Annotated in this window: 26 protein-coding genes; 24 read left to right on the top strand and 2 right to left on the bottom strand. The window is 38.4% G+C overall.

What is annotated here, in order from left to right; all coding sequences use genetic code 11:
• Window positions 1-23 precede the first annotated feature (23 nt).
• From rplR to B5P42_RS28870, 22 genes are all read left to right on the top strand, one after another.
• Entirely contained in the window at window positions 24-386 is a 363-nt protein-coding gene (gene rplR / locus B5P42_RS28975; RefSeq protein WP_002009761.1) for a 50S ribosomal protein L18, read from the top strand.
• A gap of 21 nt (window positions 387-407) precedes the next feature.
• Window positions 408-908, top strand: a complete 501-nt coding sequence (gene rpsE, locus B5P42_RS28970; RefSeq protein ID WP_002009759.1) for a 30S ribosomal protein S5 — start codon at window positions 408-410, stop codon at window positions 906-908.
• A 13-nt stretch (window positions 909-921) separates the two neighbouring features.
• Window positions 922-1,104 carry a 50S ribosomal protein L30 gene (gene rpmD, locus B5P42_RS28965; protein WP_002009757.1) on the top strand — a complete coding sequence of 61 codons (183 nt, stop codon included), beginning with the start codon at window positions 922-924 and terminating at the stop codon, window positions 1,102-1,104.
• Window positions 1,105-1,137: 33 nt separating this feature from the next.
• On the top strand, window positions 1,138-1,578 hold the full coding sequence (rplO, locus tag B5P42_RS28960; protein ID WP_002009754.1) for a 50S ribosomal protein L15: 441 nt from the start codon (window positions 1,138-1,140) through the stop codon (window positions 1,576-1,578).
• Entirely contained in the window at window positions 1,578-2,879 is a 1,302-nt protein-coding gene (gene secY, locus B5P42_RS28955; RefSeq protein WP_002091534.1) for a preprotein translocase subunit SecY, read from the top strand. The genes rplO and secY overlap by 1 nt, the downstream gene beginning before the upstream one ends.
• 54 nt (window positions 2,880-2,933) lie before the next feature.
• Window positions 2,934-3,584, top strand: coding sequence for an adenylate kinase (locus B5P42_RS28950; protein WP_002009751.1), 651 nt, complete (start codon window positions 2,934-2,936; stop codon window positions 3,582-3,584).
• Window positions 3,584-4,330, top strand: coding sequence for a type I methionyl aminopeptidase (gene map / locus B5P42_RS28945; protein WP_000582542.1), 747 nt, complete (start codon window positions 3,584-3,586; stop codon window positions 4,328-4,330). Before B5P42_RS28950 ends, map begins: the two co-directional genes overlap by 1 nt.
• Before the next feature lie 68 nt (window positions 4,331-4,398).
• A complete protein-coding gene (infA, locus tag B5P42_RS28940) occupies window positions 4,399-4,617 on the top strand; it encodes a translation initiation factor IF-1 (protein WP_001029884.1) in 219 nt (72 codons plus the stop codon).
• A gap of 35 nt (window positions 4,618-4,652) precedes the next feature.
• On the top strand, window positions 4,653-4,766 hold the full coding sequence (gene rpmJ, locus B5P42_RS28935; protein WP_000868344.1) for a 50S ribosomal protein L36: 114 nt from the start codon (window positions 4,653-4,655) through the stop codon (window positions 4,764-4,766).
• 21 nt (window positions 4,767-4,787) lie between these two features.
• Window positions 4,788-5,153, top strand: coding sequence for a 30S ribosomal protein S13 (rpsM, locus tag B5P42_RS28930; RefSeq protein ID WP_002009746.1), 366 nt, complete (start codon window positions 4,788-4,790; stop codon window positions 5,151-5,153).
• A 24-nt stretch (window positions 5,154-5,177) separates the two neighbouring features.
• Window positions 5,178-5,567 carry a 30S ribosomal protein S11 gene (gene rpsK, locus B5P42_RS28925; protein ID WP_002009745.1) on the top strand — a complete coding sequence of 130 codons (390 nt, stop codon included), beginning with the start codon at window positions 5,178-5,180 and terminating at the stop codon, window positions 5,565-5,567.
• 180 nt (window positions 5,568-5,747) lie between these two features.
• On the top strand, window positions 5,748-6,692 hold the full coding sequence (locus B5P42_RS28920) for a DNA-directed RNA polymerase subunit alpha (protein ID WP_002009743.1): 945 nt from the start codon (window positions 5,748-5,750) through the stop codon (window positions 6,690-6,692).
• Between the two features lie 35 nt (window positions 6,693-6,727).
• Complete coding sequence (gene rplQ, locus B5P42_RS28915; protein WP_000331490.1) at window positions 6,728-7,090, top strand: 50S ribosomal protein L17; 363 nt, start codon at window positions 6,728-6,730, stop codon at window positions 7,088-7,090.
• 104 nt (window positions 7,091-7,194) lie between these two features.
• A complete protein-coding gene (locus B5P42_RS28910) occupies window positions 7,195-8,037 on the top strand; it encodes an energy-coupling factor ABC transporter ATP-binding protein (RefSeq protein WP_002009740.1) in 843 nt (280 codons plus the stop codon).
• Window positions 8,013-8,894, top strand: coding sequence for an energy-coupling factor ABC transporter ATP-binding protein (locus tag B5P42_RS28905; protein ID WP_002124690.1), 882 nt, complete (start codon window positions 8,013-8,015; stop codon window positions 8,892-8,894). Before B5P42_RS28910 ends, B5P42_RS28905 begins: the two co-directional genes overlap by 25 nt.
• Window positions 8,882-9,676, top strand: a complete 795-nt coding sequence (locus B5P42_RS28900; RefSeq protein WP_016126450.1) for an energy-coupling factor transporter transmembrane component T family protein — start codon at window positions 8,882-8,884, stop codon at window positions 9,674-9,676. The genes B5P42_RS28905 and B5P42_RS28900 overlap by 13 nt, the downstream gene beginning before the upstream one ends.
• A 14-nt stretch (window positions 9,677-9,690) precedes the next feature.
• The gene (gene truA / locus B5P42_RS28895; protein ID WP_002124694.1) at window positions 9,691-10,434 is read left to right on the top strand and encodes a tRNA pseudouridine(38-40) synthase TruA; all 744 of its coding nucleotides are present in this window, start codon (window positions 9,691-9,693) and stop codon (window positions 10,432-10,434) included.
• A gap of 152 nt (window positions 10,435-10,586) precedes the next feature.
• Window positions 10,587-11,024, top strand: a complete 438-nt coding sequence (gene rplM, locus B5P42_RS28890) for a 50S ribosomal protein L13 (protein WP_002029337.1) — start codon at window positions 10,587-10,589, stop codon at window positions 11,022-11,024.
• Window positions 11,025-11,045: 21 nt separating this feature from the next.
• Window positions 11,046-11,438, top strand: a complete 393-nt coding sequence (rpsI, locus tag B5P42_RS28885) for a 30S ribosomal protein S9 (protein ID WP_002009728.1) — start codon at window positions 11,046-11,048, stop codon at window positions 11,436-11,438.
• Window positions 11,439-11,600: 162 nt separating this feature from the next.
• Window positions 11,601-12,029, top strand: a complete 429-nt coding sequence (locus tag B5P42_RS28880; protein WP_002029335.1) for a DUF2521 family protein — start codon at window positions 11,601-11,603, stop codon at window positions 12,027-12,029.
• A gap of 66 nt (window positions 12,030-12,095) precedes the next feature.
• Complete coding sequence (gene cwlD / locus B5P42_RS28875) at window positions 12,096-12,809, top strand: N-acetylmuramoyl-L-alanine amidase CwlD (protein ID WP_002009721.1); 714 nt, start codon at window positions 12,096-12,098, stop codon at window positions 12,807-12,809.
• A gap of 144 nt (window positions 12,810-12,953) precedes the next feature.
• Window positions 12,954-14,021, top strand: coding sequence for an Mrp/NBP35 family ATP-binding protein (locus tag B5P42_RS28870; protein WP_113735877.1), 1,068 nt, complete (start codon window positions 12,954-12,956; stop codon window positions 14,019-14,021).
• A 50-nt stretch (window positions 14,022-14,071) separates the two neighbouring features.
• Here the strand turns inward: B5P42_RS28870 and gerD are convergent, their stop codons facing one another.
• Complete coding sequence (gene gerD / locus B5P42_RS28865; RefSeq protein WP_002091554.1) at window positions 14,072-14,689, bottom strand: spore germination lipoprotein GerD; 618 nt, start codon at window positions 14,687-14,689, stop codon at window positions 14,072-14,074.
• Window positions 14,690-14,828: 139 nt separating this feature from the next.
• On the opposite strand from gerD, the gene kbaA reads away from it, so the two are divergent.
• Complete coding sequence (gene kbaA / locus B5P42_RS28860; protein ID WP_002124701.1) at window positions 14,829-15,440, top strand: KinB signaling pathway activation protein KbaA; 612 nt, start codon at window positions 14,829-14,831, stop codon at window positions 15,438-15,440.
• 124 nt (window positions 15,441-15,564) lie between these two features.
• Here kbaA and pdaB read toward each other — a convergent pair whose 3' ends face one another.
• Entirely contained in the window at window positions 15,565-16,329 is a 765-nt protein-coding gene (pdaB, locus tag B5P42_RS28855) for a polysaccharide deacetylase family sporulation protein PdaB (RefSeq protein ID WP_002029332.1), read from the bottom strand.
• 192 nt (window positions 16,330-16,521) lie between these two features.
• Here pdaB and B5P42_RS28850 point away from each other — a divergent pair, with 192 nt between their 5' ends.
• Window positions 16,522-16,740 carry a hypothetical protein gene (locus B5P42_RS28850; RefSeq protein ID WP_113735876.1) on the top strand — a complete coding sequence of 73 codons (219 nt, stop codon included), beginning with the start codon at window positions 16,522-16,524 and terminating at the stop codon, window positions 16,738-16,740.
• Window positions 16,741-16,872 lie beyond the last annotated feature (132 nt).

The raw sequence follows: 16,872 nt of genomic DNA, 5'->3' as shown, positions 1-16,872 counted from the left end.
GGTGAAAGAAAGGAGTGACAAGAATGATCACTAAAGCTGCTAAAAATGCGACTCGTAAGAAAAGACATGCACGTGTACGTGCTAAACTTACTGGTACTGCAGAACGTCCACGTTTAAACGTGTACCGTTCTAACCAACATATTTACGCTCAAGTTATTGATGATGTAAATGGTGTAACATTAGTAAGTGCATCTACTCTTGATAAAGACCTTGCTCTTAACGGTACTAGCAATACTGAAGCTGCTACGAAAGTTGGAGAATCAGTTGCTAAGCGTGCTGTAGAGAAAGGCGTTAAAGAAGTAGTATTTGATCGCGGTGGTTACTTATACCATGGCCGTGTTAAAGCTCTAGCTGAAGCTGCTCGTGAGGCTGGATTACAATTTTAATGGTCAAAGGAGGGAAAATTGATGCAACGCATTGACCCAAGTAAATTAGAACTTGAAGAACGTGTAGTTACGATAAATCGTGTCGCGAAAGTTGTTAAGGGTGGTCGTCGTTTCCGCTTTGCTGCACTAGTTGTAGTTGGCGATAAAAACGGTCATGTTGGATTCGGTACTGGTAAAGCACAAGAGGTACCAGACGCAATCCGTAAAGCTATCGAAGACGCTAAGAAAAACCTAATCGCTGTACCATTAGTTGGTACAACAATTCCTCACACAATCAACGGTCATTTTGGAGCTGGTGAAGTATTCTTAAAACCTGCTGCTGAGGGTACTGGTGTTATTGCTGGTGGACCTGTTCGTGCGGTACTAGAATTAGCTGGTGTACAAGATATTCTTTCGAAATCTCTTGGTTCTAACACACCAATCAACATGATTCGCGCTACTGTGAACGGATTAAGCGAACTTAAGCGCGCTGAAGATGTTGCAAAATTACGCGGTAAATCTGTAGAAGAGCTACTAGGTTAAGGAGGGAAAACAAATGGCGAAAAAGTTAGAAATTACCCTCACTCGTAGTGTAATTGGTCGTCCACAAGATCAACGTGCGACGGTAGAAGCTTTAGGTCTTAAAAAGTTGAATTCAACTGTAGTTAAGGAAGAAACTCCTGCTATTCTTGGTATGATCAACAAAGTTTCTCACCTTATCTCTGTAAAAGAAGCTTAAGGATAACTCATTAATATAAGGAGGTGCCTGGGAATGAAACTTCATGAATTAAAACCTGCAGAAGGTTCTCGTAAAGTACGTAACCGTGTCGGTCGTGGTATCGGTTCTGGTAACGGTAAAACTGCTGGTAGAGGTCATAAAGGACAAAACGCACGTTCTGGCGGCGGTGTTCGTCTTGGCTTCGAAGGTGGTCAAACTCCACTATTCCGTCGTTTACCAAAACGCGGCTTCACAAACATTAACCGTAAAGAGTTTACTATTGTAAACTTATCAACGTTAAATCGTTTTGAAGATGGTACAGAAGTAACACCTGAATTATTGCTGGAAACTGGCGTTATCAGCAAGTTAAACGACGGTGTTAAAATTCTTGCAAGCGGAGCAGTAGAGAAAAAATTAACTGTTAAAGCGCACAAGTTCTCTTCAAGTGCTAAAGAAGCAATTGAAGCAGCTGGCGGATCAGTTGAGGTGATCTAATGTTTCGTACAATCTCCAACTTTATGCGCGTTGCTGAGATAAGACGTAAAATATTATTCACTTTAGCGATGTTAGTCGTATTCAGGATTGGCACGTTTATCCCAGTGCCATTTACAAATGGAGACGTACTGAAAGCACAAGATCAATTAAATGCCTTAGGTATCCTAAATACATTTGGCGGTGGCGCCTTGAAGAACTTCTCCATCTTCGCGATGGGAATCATGCCGTATATTACAGCATCCATCATCGTGCAATTATTGCAGATGGATGTTGTTCCTAAATTTTCGGAATGGTCGAAGCAAGGCGAAATGGGCCGTCGTAAACTAACGCAATTCACGCGTTACTTTACAATTGTTCTTGCGTTTATTCAGGGGTTTGGTATGTCAATCGGTTTTAACGGTATGGTAGGTGGGCAATTAATTTTGAATCCAGGTTGGAGCACTTATTTATACATTGCTACGGTACTGACTGCTGGTACTGCATTTTTAATGTGGTTAGGTGAACAGATTACATCTAAAGGTGTAGGTAATGGTATTTCCATTCTTATCTTTGGTGGTATTGCCGCAGCGATCCCAAGTGTTATATCTCAAGTGTATCAACAACAGTTTCAAAATATCGGAGATCAATTGTTCATGAGTATCGTTAAAGTTGCATTGATTTTACTAGCTGTGCTAGCGGTTATTGTTGGTGTTATTTTCATTCAACAGGCTGTTAGAAAGATCCCAATTCAATACGCGAAGCGTGTAACAGGAGGGAATGGGAATCATGCTGGAGCACAAAACACTCATTTACCACTTAAGGTAAATAGTGCGGGTGTTATTCCAGTCATTTTTGCTGTTTCATTCTTAATTACGCCTCCAACTATTGCACAGTTCTTCCCGAAACATGATGTGTCGCAGTGGATTATTGCAAACTTTAACTATTCTCACCCAGTGGGAATGATCATATATGTTGCGCTCATTGTAGCCTTCACATATTTCTATGCATTTGTTCAGGTTAATCCAGAGCAAATGTCAGAGAATCTAAACAAGCAAGGTGGATATGTTCCAGGTATTCGTCCGGGTAAGAATACAGAACAATATCTAACAAAAATCTTGTATCGTTTGACCTTTGTGGGATCAATTTTCCTAGCAGCGATTGCAATCTTACCAGTTATCTTTACGAAATTGGGAAATCTTCCTCCATCTGCACAGATTGGTGGAACGAGTATGTTAATCGTTGTCGGCGTTGCTTTAGAAACAATGAAGCAGCTAGAAAGCCAATTGGTAAAACGCCATTACAAAGGGTTTATCAAGCAGTGAGTAAGTGGGAAGAACTGTCTTCCCTACATGCTCATGTACTGAGGGGGAACAAGGATGAACTTGATTTTAATGGGGCTTCCTGGTGCTGGTAAAGGTACACAAGCCGAACAGATTATTGCCAAGTATAACATCCCTCACATCTCAACAGGAGATATGTTCCGTGCAGCTATGAAGGCTGAAACTGAACTTGGTTTACAAGCAAAATCTTTTATTGATAAAGGTGCGCTTGTTCCAGATGAAGTTACAATTGGAATTGTTCGTGAACGTTTAAGCCAAGAAGACTGTATTAAAGGCTTCTTATTAGATGGTTTCCCACGAACTGTTGCACAAGCATCAGCTCTTGAAGAGATTATGAAAGATCTTGGCAAAAAAATCGACTATGTTTTAAACATTAATGTGGATTCAGGGTTGTTATTAAAACGTCTTACAGGCCGTCGCATTTGTAAAGAATGCGGTGCGACTTACCACTTAGAATTCAATCCGCCAGCAAAAGCTGATGTGTGCGATAAATGTGGTGGCGAATTATATCAACGCTCTGATGACAATGAAGAAACTGTAGCAAATCGTTTAGATGTAAATATTAAGCAAACAAAACCTTTGCTTGATTTCTACGAGGAGCTTGGCTACTTACAAAGCATTAATGGTGAGCAAGATATCAATAAAGTATTTGCTGATATCGATGTTCTCATCGGAGACTTAGCGTAATGATCATCTGCAAAACTCCTCGCGAGATAGAAATCATGCGAGAAGCTGGCAGGATCGTTGCTTTAACTCATCAAGAGTTGAAACAACATATTACTCCAGGAATTACAACGAAAGAGCTCGATCAAATAGCGGAAAAGACGATTCGAAAATATGGTGCTACGCCATCTTTTAAAGGATACAACGGATTTCCGGGGAGCATTTGTGCTTCTGTAAATGAAGAGCTTGTACACGGGATTCCAGGGAAGCGTAAGCTCGAAGAGGGCGATATCATCAGTATCGATATTGGTGCGAAATACAATGGGTACCATGGTGATTCTGCATGGACGTATCCAGTTGGAAACATTTCTGAATCTGTTCAAAAGCTACTTGATGTCACAGAAAAATCGTTGTATCTTGGTCTAGAACAAGTAAAACCAGGCGAAAGATTATCAAATATCTCGCATGCGGTTCAAACACATGCTGAAGAGAATGGGTTCTCGATCGTTAGGGAGTATGTTGGTCACGGAATCGGGCAAGACTTACATGAGGACCCTCAAATCCCGCACTATGGTCCACCAAATAGAGGCCCTAGATTAAAGCCGGGAATGGTCATCTGTGTTGAGCCGATGGTGAATCAAGGAAGACGATATGTAAAAACACTATCTGATGACTGGACAGTGGTAACGGTAGATGGTAAATGGTGTGCCCATTTTGAGCACACGATTGCTCTTACAGAAGCAGGATACGAAATCCTTACCACTTTATAAGTAGCTGGCTCTCCGGGATTTCAGAGCAGTGTAAAATGTTACTGATTTGAAGAAGGGAGAACTATTGAATGGCTAAAGATGATGTAATTGAAGTCGAAGGTACCGTTCTTGAAACGTTGCCAAATGCTATGTTCAAAGTAGAATTAGAGAATGGGCATGTCGTATTGGCTCACGTTTCTGGTAAAATCCGTATGAACTTCATTCGTATTTTACCAGGAGACAAAGTTACGGTAGAATTATCTCCGTACGATTTAAATCGTGGTCGTATTACGTACCGTTTTAAATAATATAGCACTCCGTAATCTTTAAGGAGGTTCGAGACATGAAAGTAAGACCGTCAGTTAAACCAATCTGCGAAAAATGTAAAGTTATTCGTAGACGTGGAAAAGTAATGGTTATTTGTGAAAACCCTAAACATAAACAAAAACAAGGTTAATCAGAAGGAGGTGCATTCAAAATGGCACGTATCGCAGGTGTAGATATTCCTCGTGACAAGCGCGTTGTTATTTCTTTAACTTACGTATTCGGCATTGGTCGCACAACTGCTGAAAAAATTCTTACAGAAGCTGGTATTTCTTCGGAAACACGAGTTCGTGATTTATCGGAAGATGAATTAGGACGTATCCGTGATATCATCGATCGTATTAAAGTTGAGGGAGACCTTCGTCGTGAAGTATCTCTTAACATTAAACGTCTAATGGAGATCGGTTCTTACCGTGGTCTTCGTCACCGTCGTGGTTTACCAGTTCGTGGTCAAAACTCTAAAAACAATGCTCGTACACGTAAAGGTCCACGTCGTACAGTAGCAAATAAAAAGAAATAATAAGTAAAGGAGGTTGAACTAACAATGGCACGTAAAACAAACACTCGTAAAAAACGTGTGAAAAAGAATATTGAAGCTGGTATAGCTCATATTCGTTCTACTTTCAACAACACAATCGTAACACTTACAGATACTCATGGTAACGCACTTTCTTGGTCTAGTGCTGGTGCACTTGGTTTCCGTGGATCTCGTAAATCTACTCCATTCGCTGCGCAAATGGCTGCTGAAGCTGCTTCTAAAGTTGCAATGGAGCATGGTTTAAAAACTTTAGAGGTTACTGTTAAAGGTCCTGGTGCTGGTCGTGAAGCTGCAATTCGTGCTCTTCAAGCGGCAGGTCTAGAAGTAACAGCAATTAGAGATGTTACTCCAGTTCCTCATAATGGATGTCGTCCACCAAAACGTCGTCGTGTGTAATTTTTCTGTATAGAATTTTCCCTTTTGTCTATAATGGATATGATGCATTATCGAGAAATTTCGTACAGAAACATCGCTTGTTGTGCACAATCGGGAACTGCCTAAGGGGGACTTTCGGTTAAACAGAGGTTCTTCCTTTGTTTAACCGGGGTTTCGACGTTTTGAAGGAGGGTTTAGTTAATGATTGAAATCGAAAAACCGAAAATCGAAACGGTTGAACTTAACGAAGATGCTAAGTATGGCAAATTCGTGATTGAACCGCTTGAGCGTGGATATGGTACTACTTTGGGTAACTCCTTACGTCGTATTCTTTTATCCTCACTCCCTGGTGCCGCTGTAACTGCTATCCAAATCGATGGCGTTTTACACGAATTTTCAACAGTTGAGGGCGTAGTAGAAGACGTTACGACGATGATCTTAAACTTGAAAAAGTTAGCTCTTAAAATCTACTCTGAAGAAGAGAAGACGTTGGAAATCGATGTACAGGGCGAAGGTATTGTCACAGCTGCTGATATTACTCACGATAGTGATGTTGAAATCTTAAATCCAGATTTACACATTGCGACGTTAGCAAAAAATGCGCATTTCCGCATGCGTTTAACTGCAAAGCGTGGCCGTGGGTATACGCCAGCTGATGCAAATAAAAGCGAAGATCAACCAATAGGAGTAATTCCTATTGATTCTATTTATACTCCAGTATCACGTGTGACTTACCAAGTGGAAAAGACACGTGTCGGACAAGTGGCTAATTATGATAAGCTTACGCTTGATGTATGGACGGATGGAAGCATCGGGCCAAAAGAAGCTATCTCTTTAGGTGCCAAAATCTTAACTGAGCATTTAAATATCTTTGTTGGTTTAACTGACGAAGCACAAAATGCTGAGATTATGGTCGAGAAGGAAGAAGATCAAAAAGAAAAAGTTCTTGAGATGACTATCGAAGAACTAGATCTTTCTGTTCGTTCTTATAATTGCCTAAAACGTGCAGGAATTAATACTGTACAAGAGCTTGCGAACAAAACAGAAGAAGATATGATGAAAGTTCGTAACTTAGGACGTAAATCCTTAGAAGAAGTTAAACATAAACTTGAGGAATTAGGTTTAGGTTTACGTAAAGACGACTGAGGATTTAAACCCATCAACAAAGGAGGGAACTACGAATGGCATACAGAAAATTAGGCCGTACAAGTGCGCAACGTAAAGCTATGTTACGTGATTTAGCTACTGATTTAATTATCAACGAGCGCATCCAAACGACAGAAACTCGTGCAAAAGAACTTCGTTCTGTAGTGGAAAAAATGATCACTTTAGGTAAACGCGGAGATCTTCATGCTCGTCGTCAAGCAGCAGCTTTCATCCGTAATGAGGTTGCTAACGCTGAGACTGGTCAAGATGCACTTCAAAAATTATTCGCTGATGTAGCTCCACGCTATGCTGAGCGCCAAGGCGGATACACTCGTATTGCAAAAATTGGTCCACGTCGCGGAGACGCAGCACCAATGGTAATTATCGAGTTAGTATAATGATGATTAAAAGGGCAGGACAGTTCTTTTCAAGTAACTGGTCATGGCCCTTTTTTTTTAAGTATAAAAATAGGCTAACTTGACGAAAGAAAGGGTGCCTTGTATTGAAAAAAGAGAAACTTCGGACAGAAAATATATCATTTCAATATCCTGGGGCAGCCTCTTATGCATTAAAAGATGTTTCGTTTTCCTTATATGAAGGAGAATGGGTATCTGTTATTGGACAAAATGGTTCAGGGAAGTCTACACTTGCAAAATTATTGAATGGCTTATTTTTACCGGAATCAGGGAAAATTACTTTAAATGATACAATGATTTTATCAGAGGAAACAGTATGGGATGTTCGAAAGCAAATTGGCATGGTATTCCAAAATCCAGATAATCAATTTGTTGGAACGACAGTACAAGATGACGTTGTATTCGGCCTAGAGAACATCGGAATGCCAAGGGAGCAGATGATAGAAAGACTAGAACAAGCTCTGCAACTTGTCCGTATGGAAGATTTTTTAAATGAAGAACCCCATTCGTTATCTGGTGGACAAAAGCAGCGAGTCGCAATAGCAGGTGTTCTAGCACTTCAACCATCTATTTTAATACTAGATGAAGCAACTTCAATGTTAGACCCTCAGGGGAGACGTGAAGTAGTAGAAACGGTCAGACAACTTGTTGATCAAAAGGGTATTACGGTATTATCGATTACGCACGATTTAGAAGAAGCGGCACAGTCAGACCGTATTATTATTTTGAACAAGGGAGAAATACTAGAGGAAGGTACTCCAGAGCAAATTTTCAAATCCTCTCATATGCTCCAAGAGATTGGATTAGATGTACCTTTTTCGGTGAAAATAGCAGAATTATTAAAAAGAAATGAAATTCACTTGCAAAATACGCATCTTACAATGGAAAGCTTGGTGAACGAACTTTGGAGATTACATTCCAAAAAGTAGAACATCGTTATCAATATAAAACTCCATTTGAAAGACGCGCACTTTATGATGTAGACGTGTCGTTTCCAAGTGGGGGCTATTATGCCATTATCGGTCATACTGGTTCAGGTAAGTCGACGATGATTCAACATTTAAATGGTTTATTGCAGCCGACAAATGGTACGGTTCAAATTGGTGAACATTTAATTTCAGCAGGGAAAAAAGAGAAAAAGCTTAAGCCGCTACGAAAAAAAGTAGGGGTTGTCTTTCAGTTTCCAGAACATCAACTATTTGAAGAAACAGTTGAAAAGGACATTTGTTTTGGACCGACTAATTTTGGTGTATCTGAAGAAGAGGCAAAACAAAAGGCGAAAGATGCAATCCAGCTTGTTGGATTGGACATAGAGTTATTAGCACGTTCTCCGTTTGAATTAAGCGGTGGGCAAATGAGGCGTGTTGCAATAGCAGGCGTACTTGCGATGGAACCCGAAGTGCTTGTATTAGATGAACCTACAGCAGGGCTTGATCCAAAAGGACAGCACGAGCTCATGGAGATGTTTTACAATTTGCATAAGGAACAGGGGCTTACAGTCATTCTTGTTACCCATAATATGGAGGATGCCGCTAAGTATGCAGATCAAATAGTGGTCATGCATAAAGGAACGGTCTTTTTGCAAGGAAGAGCAGAGGAAGTATTTTCATATGCTGATGAATTAGAACAAATCGGTGTGGATCTTCCAATGTCTTTAAAGTATAAACGTGCAATTGAAGAGAAGTTTGGTATTTCAATTTCGAAGGCTACCTTATCTTTAGAGGATCTTACTCATGAAGTTGTACAGGTGTTACGAAAAGGTGGTCATGAATCATGCAGCAGTTGATTATTGGGAGATATATTCCAGGTCAGTCAATCATTCATCAACTTGATCCTCGTACGAAGCTGTTGATTGTCTTTTTATATGTATTTGTTGTTTTCTTAGCAAATAATGCGATTTCATATGGATTTTTATTTTTATATGCACTCATTGCTTTATTTTTTGCAAAAGTGCCGATTCGTTATGTACTTTCGGGCTTAAAACCAATTCTTTGGATTTTTCTTTTTACATTTTTCCTGCATATTTTTACAAATAAAGAAGGGGAAGTACTATTCCAGCTTGGTTGGTTTTCGATACATGAAAAAGGATTAGAGCAAGGGATATACATTTCTATACGATTCTTCGTTATTATTTTAATGACGACATTATTAACGTTAACGACGACACCTATTGAAATTACAGATGGGTTGGAGACGTTATTAAAGCCGTTCAAGCGTATAAAAGTTCCTGTTCATGAAATCGCATTAATGATGTCAATTTCACTACGTTTTATCCCGACATTAATGGATGAAACGAGTAAAATTATGAAAGCACAAGCGTCACGGGGCATTGATTTCGCCGGGGGACCTATAAAAGATAGGATGAAAGCTATTATCTCACTACTCGTTCCATTATTTATCAGTGCTTTTAAGCGTGCAGAGGACTTAGCGATTGCGATGGAATCTCGTGGATATAAAAGTGGCGAAGGACGTACTAAATTTAGGCAACTACGCTGGAAAATAAGTGATACAGTAACAATTGTAAGCTTACTTTGTTTAGCTTGTATTTTGGCATGGGTGCGGTCGTAATGGAGAATAGAGAAATGGAAAGAATAAAATGTACAGTTGCATATGATGGCATTCATTTTTGTGGTTACCAAATTCAACCACAGCATCGGACTGTTCAACAAGAAATAGAGAAAGCATTGCAGAAGTTGCATAAAGGAGAACTTGTTCGTGTGCAGGCATCAGGCAGAACGGATTCTACTGTTCACGCCAAAGGACAAGTGATACACTTTGATACACCTTTGTCTCTTGAAGAGTGGCAATGGAGTAATGCTTTAAATACAATGTTGCCGGATGATATTATTATCAGGCAGGTAGAGAAGAAAACAGAAGAATTTCATGCACGTTACGGTGTCGAGAAAAAAGAATATCGCTATCGTGTATTATTATCAAAGACTGCGGATGTATTCCGTAGAAATTACGTATATCAATATCCATATCCACTCGAAATAAACTCTATAAGAAAAGCGATTCCTTATTTTATTGGAACGCATGACTTTACTTCTTTTTGTTCGGCAAAAACTGACAAAAAAGATAAAGTACGAACAATTTATGAAATCGAATTAATTGAGCAAGACGATGAATTAATTTTTCGCTTTGTAGGTAATGGATTTTTATATAATATGGTCAGAATTATTGTTGGTACGTTACTTAGCGTAGGTCAAGGAAAGCTTGATCCGGATAGTATTCCAGAGATTTTAGCGAAGCAAAATCGCCAGTTTGCTGGAAAGATGGCTCCAGGTCATGGACTTTACTTATGGCAGGTAAACTATAACAACTAATCCTGGTGTAACATTTGCTTGACATTAGAAACTCAAAAGTATATCATAACATATGGTATTGTTTCTAAAACCACGATTAGCCCCGGAAGGAAATCGTGTTTAAGATAAACAATAGATTTTTTCTATGGAAAAGATAACGAGGAGGGAAACACATGCGTACGACTTTTATGGCAAAAGCTAACGAAGTTGAGCGTAAATGGTATGTGGTTGATGCTGAAGGTCAAACTTTAGGTCGCCTATCTACTGAAGTAGCATCCATTTTACGTGGTAAACACAAACCAACATTTACACCACACGTTGACACGGGTGATCATGTAATTATTATTAACGCTGAGAAAATTCATTTAACAGGTAATAAATTAAACGATAAAATTTACTACCGTCACACTAACCACCCAGGTGGACTTAAGCAAAGAACAGCTCTAGAAATGCGTACAAACTACCCTGTACAAATGTTAGAGCTTGCAATTAAAGGCATGCTTCCAAAAGGACGTTTAGGACGTCAAGTGTCTAAGAAATTAAACGTGTATGCTGGAGCAGAGCATCCACACCAAGCACAACAACCAGAAGTTTACGAACTTCGCGGATAATTAATTAAAGGAGGGCTTACTTTGGCACAGGTTCAATACTATGGCACTGGACGTCGTAAGAGTTCAGTAGCGCGCGTACGCCTAGTTCCAGGCGAAGGACGCGTTATTATTAACGGTCGTGATTTTGAAAACTATATCCCATTTGCTGCATTACGTGAAGTAGTGAAACAACCTCTAGTTGCAACAGAAACTTTAGGTAACTACAATGTACTTGTAAACGTAAATGGTGGTGGATACACTGGTCAAGCTGGTGCTATTCGTCACGGTATTTCTCGCGCTTTATTAAAAGCTGATCCAGAATACCGTCTAACATTAAAACGTGCGGGTCTATTAACTCGTGACGCACGTATGAAAGAGCGTAAAAAATACGGTCTTAAAGGCGCACGTCGTGCACCTCAGTTCTCAAAACGTTAATTTTTGAGAACTACAAACCCCAACCATTTTGGTTGGGGTTTTTTTATGTTTAATTCTTCTTTTGTAATTTTTTTAGCTTGGAATATTTTAGTGCTACCGTCCTACGTATGCTTCTTCTTTAGAAGTTTAGACTAATACGTATTAGGGAGGTTTATAAGTACTATGAATGTCATTGTCAGCTTACAAGAAAAACAAAAAGAAAAGCAGTTAAAATACGAGCGGAAGATGCTGCGAGAATTATCATTAAAAACATTGCGTTTAAATATTCGTGATGCCTTTCAGATGCAAGAACTTCATCGTCAGTATGAAGATTATTGCATTGAACTAGGGATAGAATCTTATTTATTAGGAGCGAGATACAGTAAATTTGGTTATCATGGCGAATCATTCTTTGATGTAAAATATAGGGCTTTAGAAGAAGAACAACAATTAACTGAAACGTTATTTCAATTTTTAACGAGTATGACTATACGTGAAATTAAGTTGCAAGACGAGGAATTGCTTTTTGAATCTTGCCAGCAGTTTATCGGCTTGTGGTGGCAGGAAGGCTATGAAAAAGGCGAAAGAAGATATCGATTAAAGCTACACTAAGACAAGCATAAACTTTCCTCTTGTCCCATATAAGTAATTAGAGGGACTAGCTGGAGGAGGAAAGGTATGAAGAGAATTCGAATTATCTCTTTTGCGCTCGCTGCGGTTGTTTTGTTTTTTTTAGTTAAACAAGAATTTCAAATTACAAAATCGTGGCGAGCTTGGAATTTACCCTTATCAGGGAAAGTGATTGTACTAGATGCTGGGCATGGTGGGCCAGACGGAGGGGCTGTTGGTGGAAAGGATATTGTAGAAAAAGATATCACACTTGAGATTACAAAAAAGGTACAAGATTATTTACAAGAACAAGGTGCTTTAGTTATTTTAACGCGTGAAGGAGATTATGATTTAGCTAATAAAGATACAAAGTCATATAGTAGACGTAAAGCAGAGGATTTAAAAAAGCGTGTTGAGATCATTAATAAGCCTGATGTAGACTTTTTTGCGAGTATTCATTTAAATGCCCTAACTAGTAGTGGATCTAAGGGTGCACAAACGTTCTACTATCGTTCTTCGATTGAAAATGAACGGGCTGCGAAATTTATACAAGCTGAATTGAGAACAAGCTTAGAAAATACGAATCGTTCTGCTAAAACAATTCCTCACGTGTATTTATTGAAGTATGCCAAAACACCAGGTGCTTTAATTGAGGCTGGCTTTTTATCGAATGTGAATGAAAGATATATGTTAAATTCGGAGAAATACCAACAAAAAGTAGCTGCTGCAATATATCGTGGTATATTACGTTATTTTACGGAAAAAGGAAATCCTCCAGAATAAGGAGGATTTTTTCGAGTTTCTCTCGTTAACGAAGTTTTCCGAAAATATGTTATACTGGAAATGTAAACGCATTTATTTCAAAAATAAAGAGAGATAAATTTAATTAACAATACGTTATTTTTCATACAGGGGGCTGGGCTAATTATGGTAACAAAAGAGCAGGTAGTGGAAGCATTGGAAGGGATTGTAGATCCGTTTATACATAAAACGTTAAAAGAAACAAATGCAATTAAAGAGGTGACAGTCAAGCCTGAGAAGGAACATGTAAGTGTTAAAATTGCAATTGTAAAGACGGGTACAGCGGAACAAATGCAGTTGCAGTCTGGAATTGTAAAGTTAGTAAAAGAACTTGGAGCAACAACAGTTGGACTTCGTTTTGCAGAATTTACAGAAGAGGAATTAGCTCAGTTTGCACCACCGCAAGAGGAAGAGAAAAGTGAATCCTTATTATCACCGAACTCAAATACAACATTTTTAGCAGTGGCAAGTGGAAAAGGTGGAGTAGGGAAATCAACTGTTTCTGTTAACCTTGCAATTGCTTTAGCTCGTTTAGGCAAAAAGGTTGGTATTATTGACGCGGATATTTACGGTTTTAGTGTACCGGATATGATGGGTATAGAAAAACGTCCAATCGTAAGAGGTGATAAGATAATACCAGTGGAGCGTCTAGGCGTGAAAGTAATCTCAATGGGATTCTTTGTAGAAGATAACGCACCTGTTATTTGGAGAGGACCGATGCTTGGGAAAATGTTAAATCACTTTTTCACAGAAGTAGAGTGGGGTGATTTAGATTACTTAGTATTGGACCTACCACCAGGTACGGGTGATGTTGCTTTAGATGTACATTCGATGTTGCCGGCTTGTAAAGAGATTATTGTAACAACGCCGCATCCAACAGCGGCATTTGTAGCAGCGCGCGCTGGAGCCATGGCTTTACGTACAGAACATAGTATTCTTGGTGTTGTTGAAAATATGGCGTATTTTGAAAGTAAAGCAACTGGTGAAAAAGAGTATGTGTTTGGAAGAGGTGGAGGAGATAAATTGGCTACGGAACTCCAAACGGATGTACTTGGCCGAATTCCACTTCAACAACCTGATTGGAATAAAGAGGACTTTGCGCCGTCAGTATATGAAGATACACATCCAACGGGTCTCATTTATCGTACGATAGCTGAGACAGTTATTGATAAAACAGCTGTTACACAAAAGTAAAGTAGTAATGAGTGGACATTATATACATTGTCCACTCATTGCTATAATTTTTATTGTTGTTCTTTGTTCCCATCTTGAGAACCGCCTTCACCACCTGCGCCTTTCTTATCAGACCCACCTTTTTCGGCTTTTTGTACACCTTTACTAATGATGTCAATCATCTTAGCTTGGAAGAGAGGGCTTTCGGCAGTTTCAGTTAGTACTTGCTGTAAATATTGACGATATTCTTTACTCTTCATTGTTTGTAACATAATTTTCTCTACTTCAGGATTTTTCATAATCTCTATAACACCTGATTGGTATTCAGGATCTTTTAGTAAAGTTTTCATTAAGTTTGTTTGTTCTTTTCCCATACTTTTAGCAAATTTCGATGAGAACTCAGGGTCTTTAAAGAGCTTTTCCCAGAATTGTTGCCCTTTTTCAGATACCAGTGCATCTTCAATCGTTTTCTTTACTACTGTTTCATCTAGTATGAGTGCTTGTTTCATTTTTTCATCAGTTAATACATCTTGGATCGCTTTTTTTCCTTGATCGGTTTTTAAAATATCAACAATCATTTTTTTTGTTTGATCATAATCAAGTTCGGATTTTGCTTCTTTTTCTTGTGCACATGCCGCTAGTGCTATAAATAGAAAAGAAGAAATCAAAACGAGCAGCATCCGTTTCATAAGTTGGAGCTCCTTTCAGCAAAGTTCTCTTTTTTTAATATAAATCTCTTTAAGGAATTTATACATTAACATGGCTAGCTTTTTGAAATTGTCATTGTTACAATTTAATTAGAAATATAAGAATAATGGGGGATGTGTTGTGAATAGCCGCAAGTGGGTACGACTATTTTTTACGACGTTGTTTCTTGGTGGGATTAGCACAGTCTTTATTGGTTTTGTTTTAGAGTGGGACAAGTACGCTAAATTTTTTCAAAATTTCGACGGGAAAGAGATTTTAGCAATTTCCTTTTGGTTGATGGGCGTAGGATTTATTTTTAGTGTTATAAGTCAAATGGGGTTCTTTGCGTATTTAACGATCCATCGTTTTGGATTAGGGATGTTTCGGTCATCTTCTTTATGGAATACAGTGCAACTGTTCTTTATTGCGTTCGTATTATTTGATTTCGTTTATTTAAGGTCAGTACTTGTTGCAAATGGGGAAGTTTCATTAGGGAATAACATACTTGTTGCTGGGATGTTATTTGTGTTTGGGGCAATTGTCGCTTATATAAAGAGTAAAGAAACGAATAAAAAAGCATTTGTTCCCGCTCTGTTCTTTATGGTTGTTGTAACAATTCTTGAATGGGTACCAGCGCTCCGGATTAATGATACAGATTGGTTATATTTAATGGTGATACCACTTTTATTATGTAATTCATATCAGTTACTTGTATTGCATCGTTTAATTGGACAAAAGAGTAAGTCAGCTTAATGAGGAGAGTGGATTTTTAATTATCCAGATTCTTATCGTCTGTAAATGCTAGGATAAAAAAGCTCTGCTATCTTAACAAAAGATAGCAGAGCTTTTTATGTGTGAAGAACCGTGTAGAAAGGAACTACTTAATATCTTCACTTTTTGTACTTGTGTTGGAAATAAGTTGTGATACAGATGTTTGTTCATATCCGTCGCTCTTTAATTTTTGTAAGAGTAATGGTAAAGCCTTATTTGTTTGAAGGGCAGAATCAGAAGCATGTAATAAGACGATATCTCCACCCTTTAAATTGCTAGAGACTGTGGAAATGATTTTATTTACGCCGGGATTTTTCCAGTCATTTGAATTGTTACTCCAATGAACGATGGTGTATCCGAGTGATTCCGCTATTTTAAGAGTTGTTTTGTTAAAATCGCCACTAGGTGGACGTAATAGCTTGACTTGTTTTACGCCAAGTTTCGTAAAAACATCTTGTGCCCGCAAAAGATCTCGTCGTATTTCATTTGCTTCTAGTGAAGTGTAGGATGTGTAATTATAGCCCATACTACCAATCTCATGTCCATCTTTCATGATGCGTTCGACAATATCAGGGTGTCTTTCAGCCCATGCAGCAGAGAGAAAGAAGGTTGCATTCTTAATTTCTCTTTCTTTGAGTGTATTAAGGATTGGAATAGCTTTTTTGTCCCCCCAGCTAATGTCAAACGTGAATGCAACTTGTTTTTTTGCAGTGTCCCCTTTGTAAATCACTTTAGGACCAGTAGCAGTTGAAAAAGCAGATTCATGTGAATATGTTTTTAAAAAGAGTAGCCATGCTGTAAATAAGGAAAGTACGACTATTAAGCTAATGTGTTTAAATGTTCTTTTACTCGTAATAAAAAAGAAAAACATAATATTGCGCCCCTTTGTCCAATCCTTTTCAGTTACATATATGCTTTAAATTTAAAAAAGAGAACAAGGGATTAATATCGTAAGTGGTGGATATAATGAGTGATAGAATTTTGTTTTTGGTGATACATTATTGATAATTGAAAATGAGTGGGGCGTTTATCGGTACACGTAAGGAGTTATTGAGGTGATAATTTGTTTGGGATTATGTTGACGAAGGAAGAGAAAAAAGAAATGGAATACATACTGAAGAGAGAGTTAGAGGAACTTTTATTTGATTTTGAAGATGAGCGTATACATAGCGTTGTAAAAAAGGCGATGGAAGAAAGGTATAAAATCATTTTTTGTTTATTTCGGAGAGTTGCTAATAGGGAAGAATGTATTCGTTATGTAAGAAAAAGAATTTTTTATTAAAAAGTGTTGACGCTAAGAGTAAGGATATGATAAATTAATAAACGTCGCTGATGCAGAAACGCAGAAAACGACAAAAAAGAAATTAAAAAACTTAGTTGACATCGAAAAATGAAGATGTTAACATAAGGAAGT

This window comes from Bacillus sp. SRB_331 (assembly GCF_003264175.1).
In the GTDB taxonomy this organism is placed as follows: domain Bacteria; phylum Bacillota; class Bacilli; order Bacillales; family Bacillaceae_G; genus Bacillus_A; species Bacillus_A mycoides.
The sequence above is the reverse complement of the archived record's forward strand: the minus strand, read 5'-3'. Positions and strand labels throughout refer to the sequence as shown.

Bases quoted from the DNA above. Each gene is read 5' to 3' on its own strand.
- rplR (WP_002009761.1), top strand. From the start codon at position 24: ATGATCACTAAAGCTGCTAAAAATGCGACTCGTAAGAAAAGACATGCA.
- rpsE (WP_002009759.1), top strand. From the start codon at position 408: ATGCAACGCATTGACCCAAGTAAATTAGAACTTGAAGAACGTGTAGTT.
- rpmD (WP_002009757.1), top strand. From the start codon at position 922: ATGGCGAAAAAGTTAGAAATTACCCTCACTCGTAGTGTAATTGGTCGT.
- rplO (WP_002009754.1), top strand. From the start codon at position 1,138: ATGAAACTTCATGAATTAAAACCTGCAGAAGGTTCTCGTAAAGTACGT.
- secY (WP_002091534.1), top strand. From the start codon at position 1,578: ATGTTTCGTACAATCTCCAACTTTATGCGCGTTGCTGAGATAAGACGT.
- B5P42_RS28950 (WP_002009751.1), top strand. From the start codon at position 2,934: ATGAACTTGATTTTAATGGGGCTTCCTGGTGCTGGTAAAGGTACACAA.
- map (WP_000582542.1), top strand. From the start codon at position 3,584: ATGATCATCTGCAAAACTCCTCGCGAGATAGAAATCATGCGAGAAGCT.
- infA (WP_001029884.1), top strand. From the start codon at position 4,399: ATGGCTAAAGATGATGTAATTGAAGTCGAAGGTACCGTTCTTGAAACG.
- rpmJ (WP_000868344.1), top strand. From the start codon at position 4,653: ATGAAAGTAAGACCGTCAGTTAAACCAATCTGCGAAAAATGTAAAGTT.
- rpsM (WP_002009746.1), top strand. From the start codon at position 4,788: ATGGCACGTATCGCAGGTGTAGATATTCCTCGTGACAAGCGCGTTGTT.
- rpsK (WP_002009745.1), top strand. From the start codon at position 5,178: ATGGCACGTAAAACAAACACTCGTAAAAAACGTGTGAAAAAGAATATT.
- B5P42_RS28920 (WP_002009743.1), top strand. From the start codon at position 5,748: ATGATTGAAATCGAAAAACCGAAAATCGAAACGGTTGAACTTAACGAA.
- rplQ (WP_000331490.1), top strand. From the start codon at position 6,728: ATGGCATACAGAAAATTAGGCCGTACAAGTGCGCAACGTAAAGCTATG.
- B5P42_RS28900 (WP_016126450.1), top strand. From the start codon at position 8,882: ATGCAGCAGTTGATTATTGGGAGATATATTCCAGGTCAGTCAATCATT.
- truA (WP_002124694.1), top strand. From the start codon at position 9,691: ATGGAAAGAATAAAATGTACAGTTGCATATGATGGCATTCATTTTTGT.
- rplM (WP_002029337.1), top strand. From the start codon at position 10,587: ATGCGTACGACTTTTATGGCAAAAGCTAACGAAGTTGAGCGTAAATGG.
- B5P42_RS28880 (WP_002029335.1), top strand. From the start codon at position 11,601: ATGAATGTCATTGTCAGCTTACAAGAAAAACAAAAAGAAAAGCAGTTA.
- cwlD (WP_002009721.1), top strand. From the start codon at position 12,096: ATGAAGAGAATTCGAATTATCTCTTTTGCGCTCGCTGCGGTTGTTTTG.
- B5P42_RS28870 (WP_113735877.1), top strand. From the start codon at position 12,954: ATGGTAACAAAAGAGCAGGTAGTGGAAGCATTGGAAGGGATTGTAGAT.
- gerD (WP_002091554.1), bottom strand. From the start codon at position 14,689: ATGAAACGGATGCTGCTCGTTTTGATTTCTTCTTTTCTATTTATAGCA.
- pdaB (WP_002029332.1), bottom strand. From the start codon at position 16,329: ATGTTTTTCTTTTTTATTACGAGTAAAAGAACATTTAAACACATTAGC.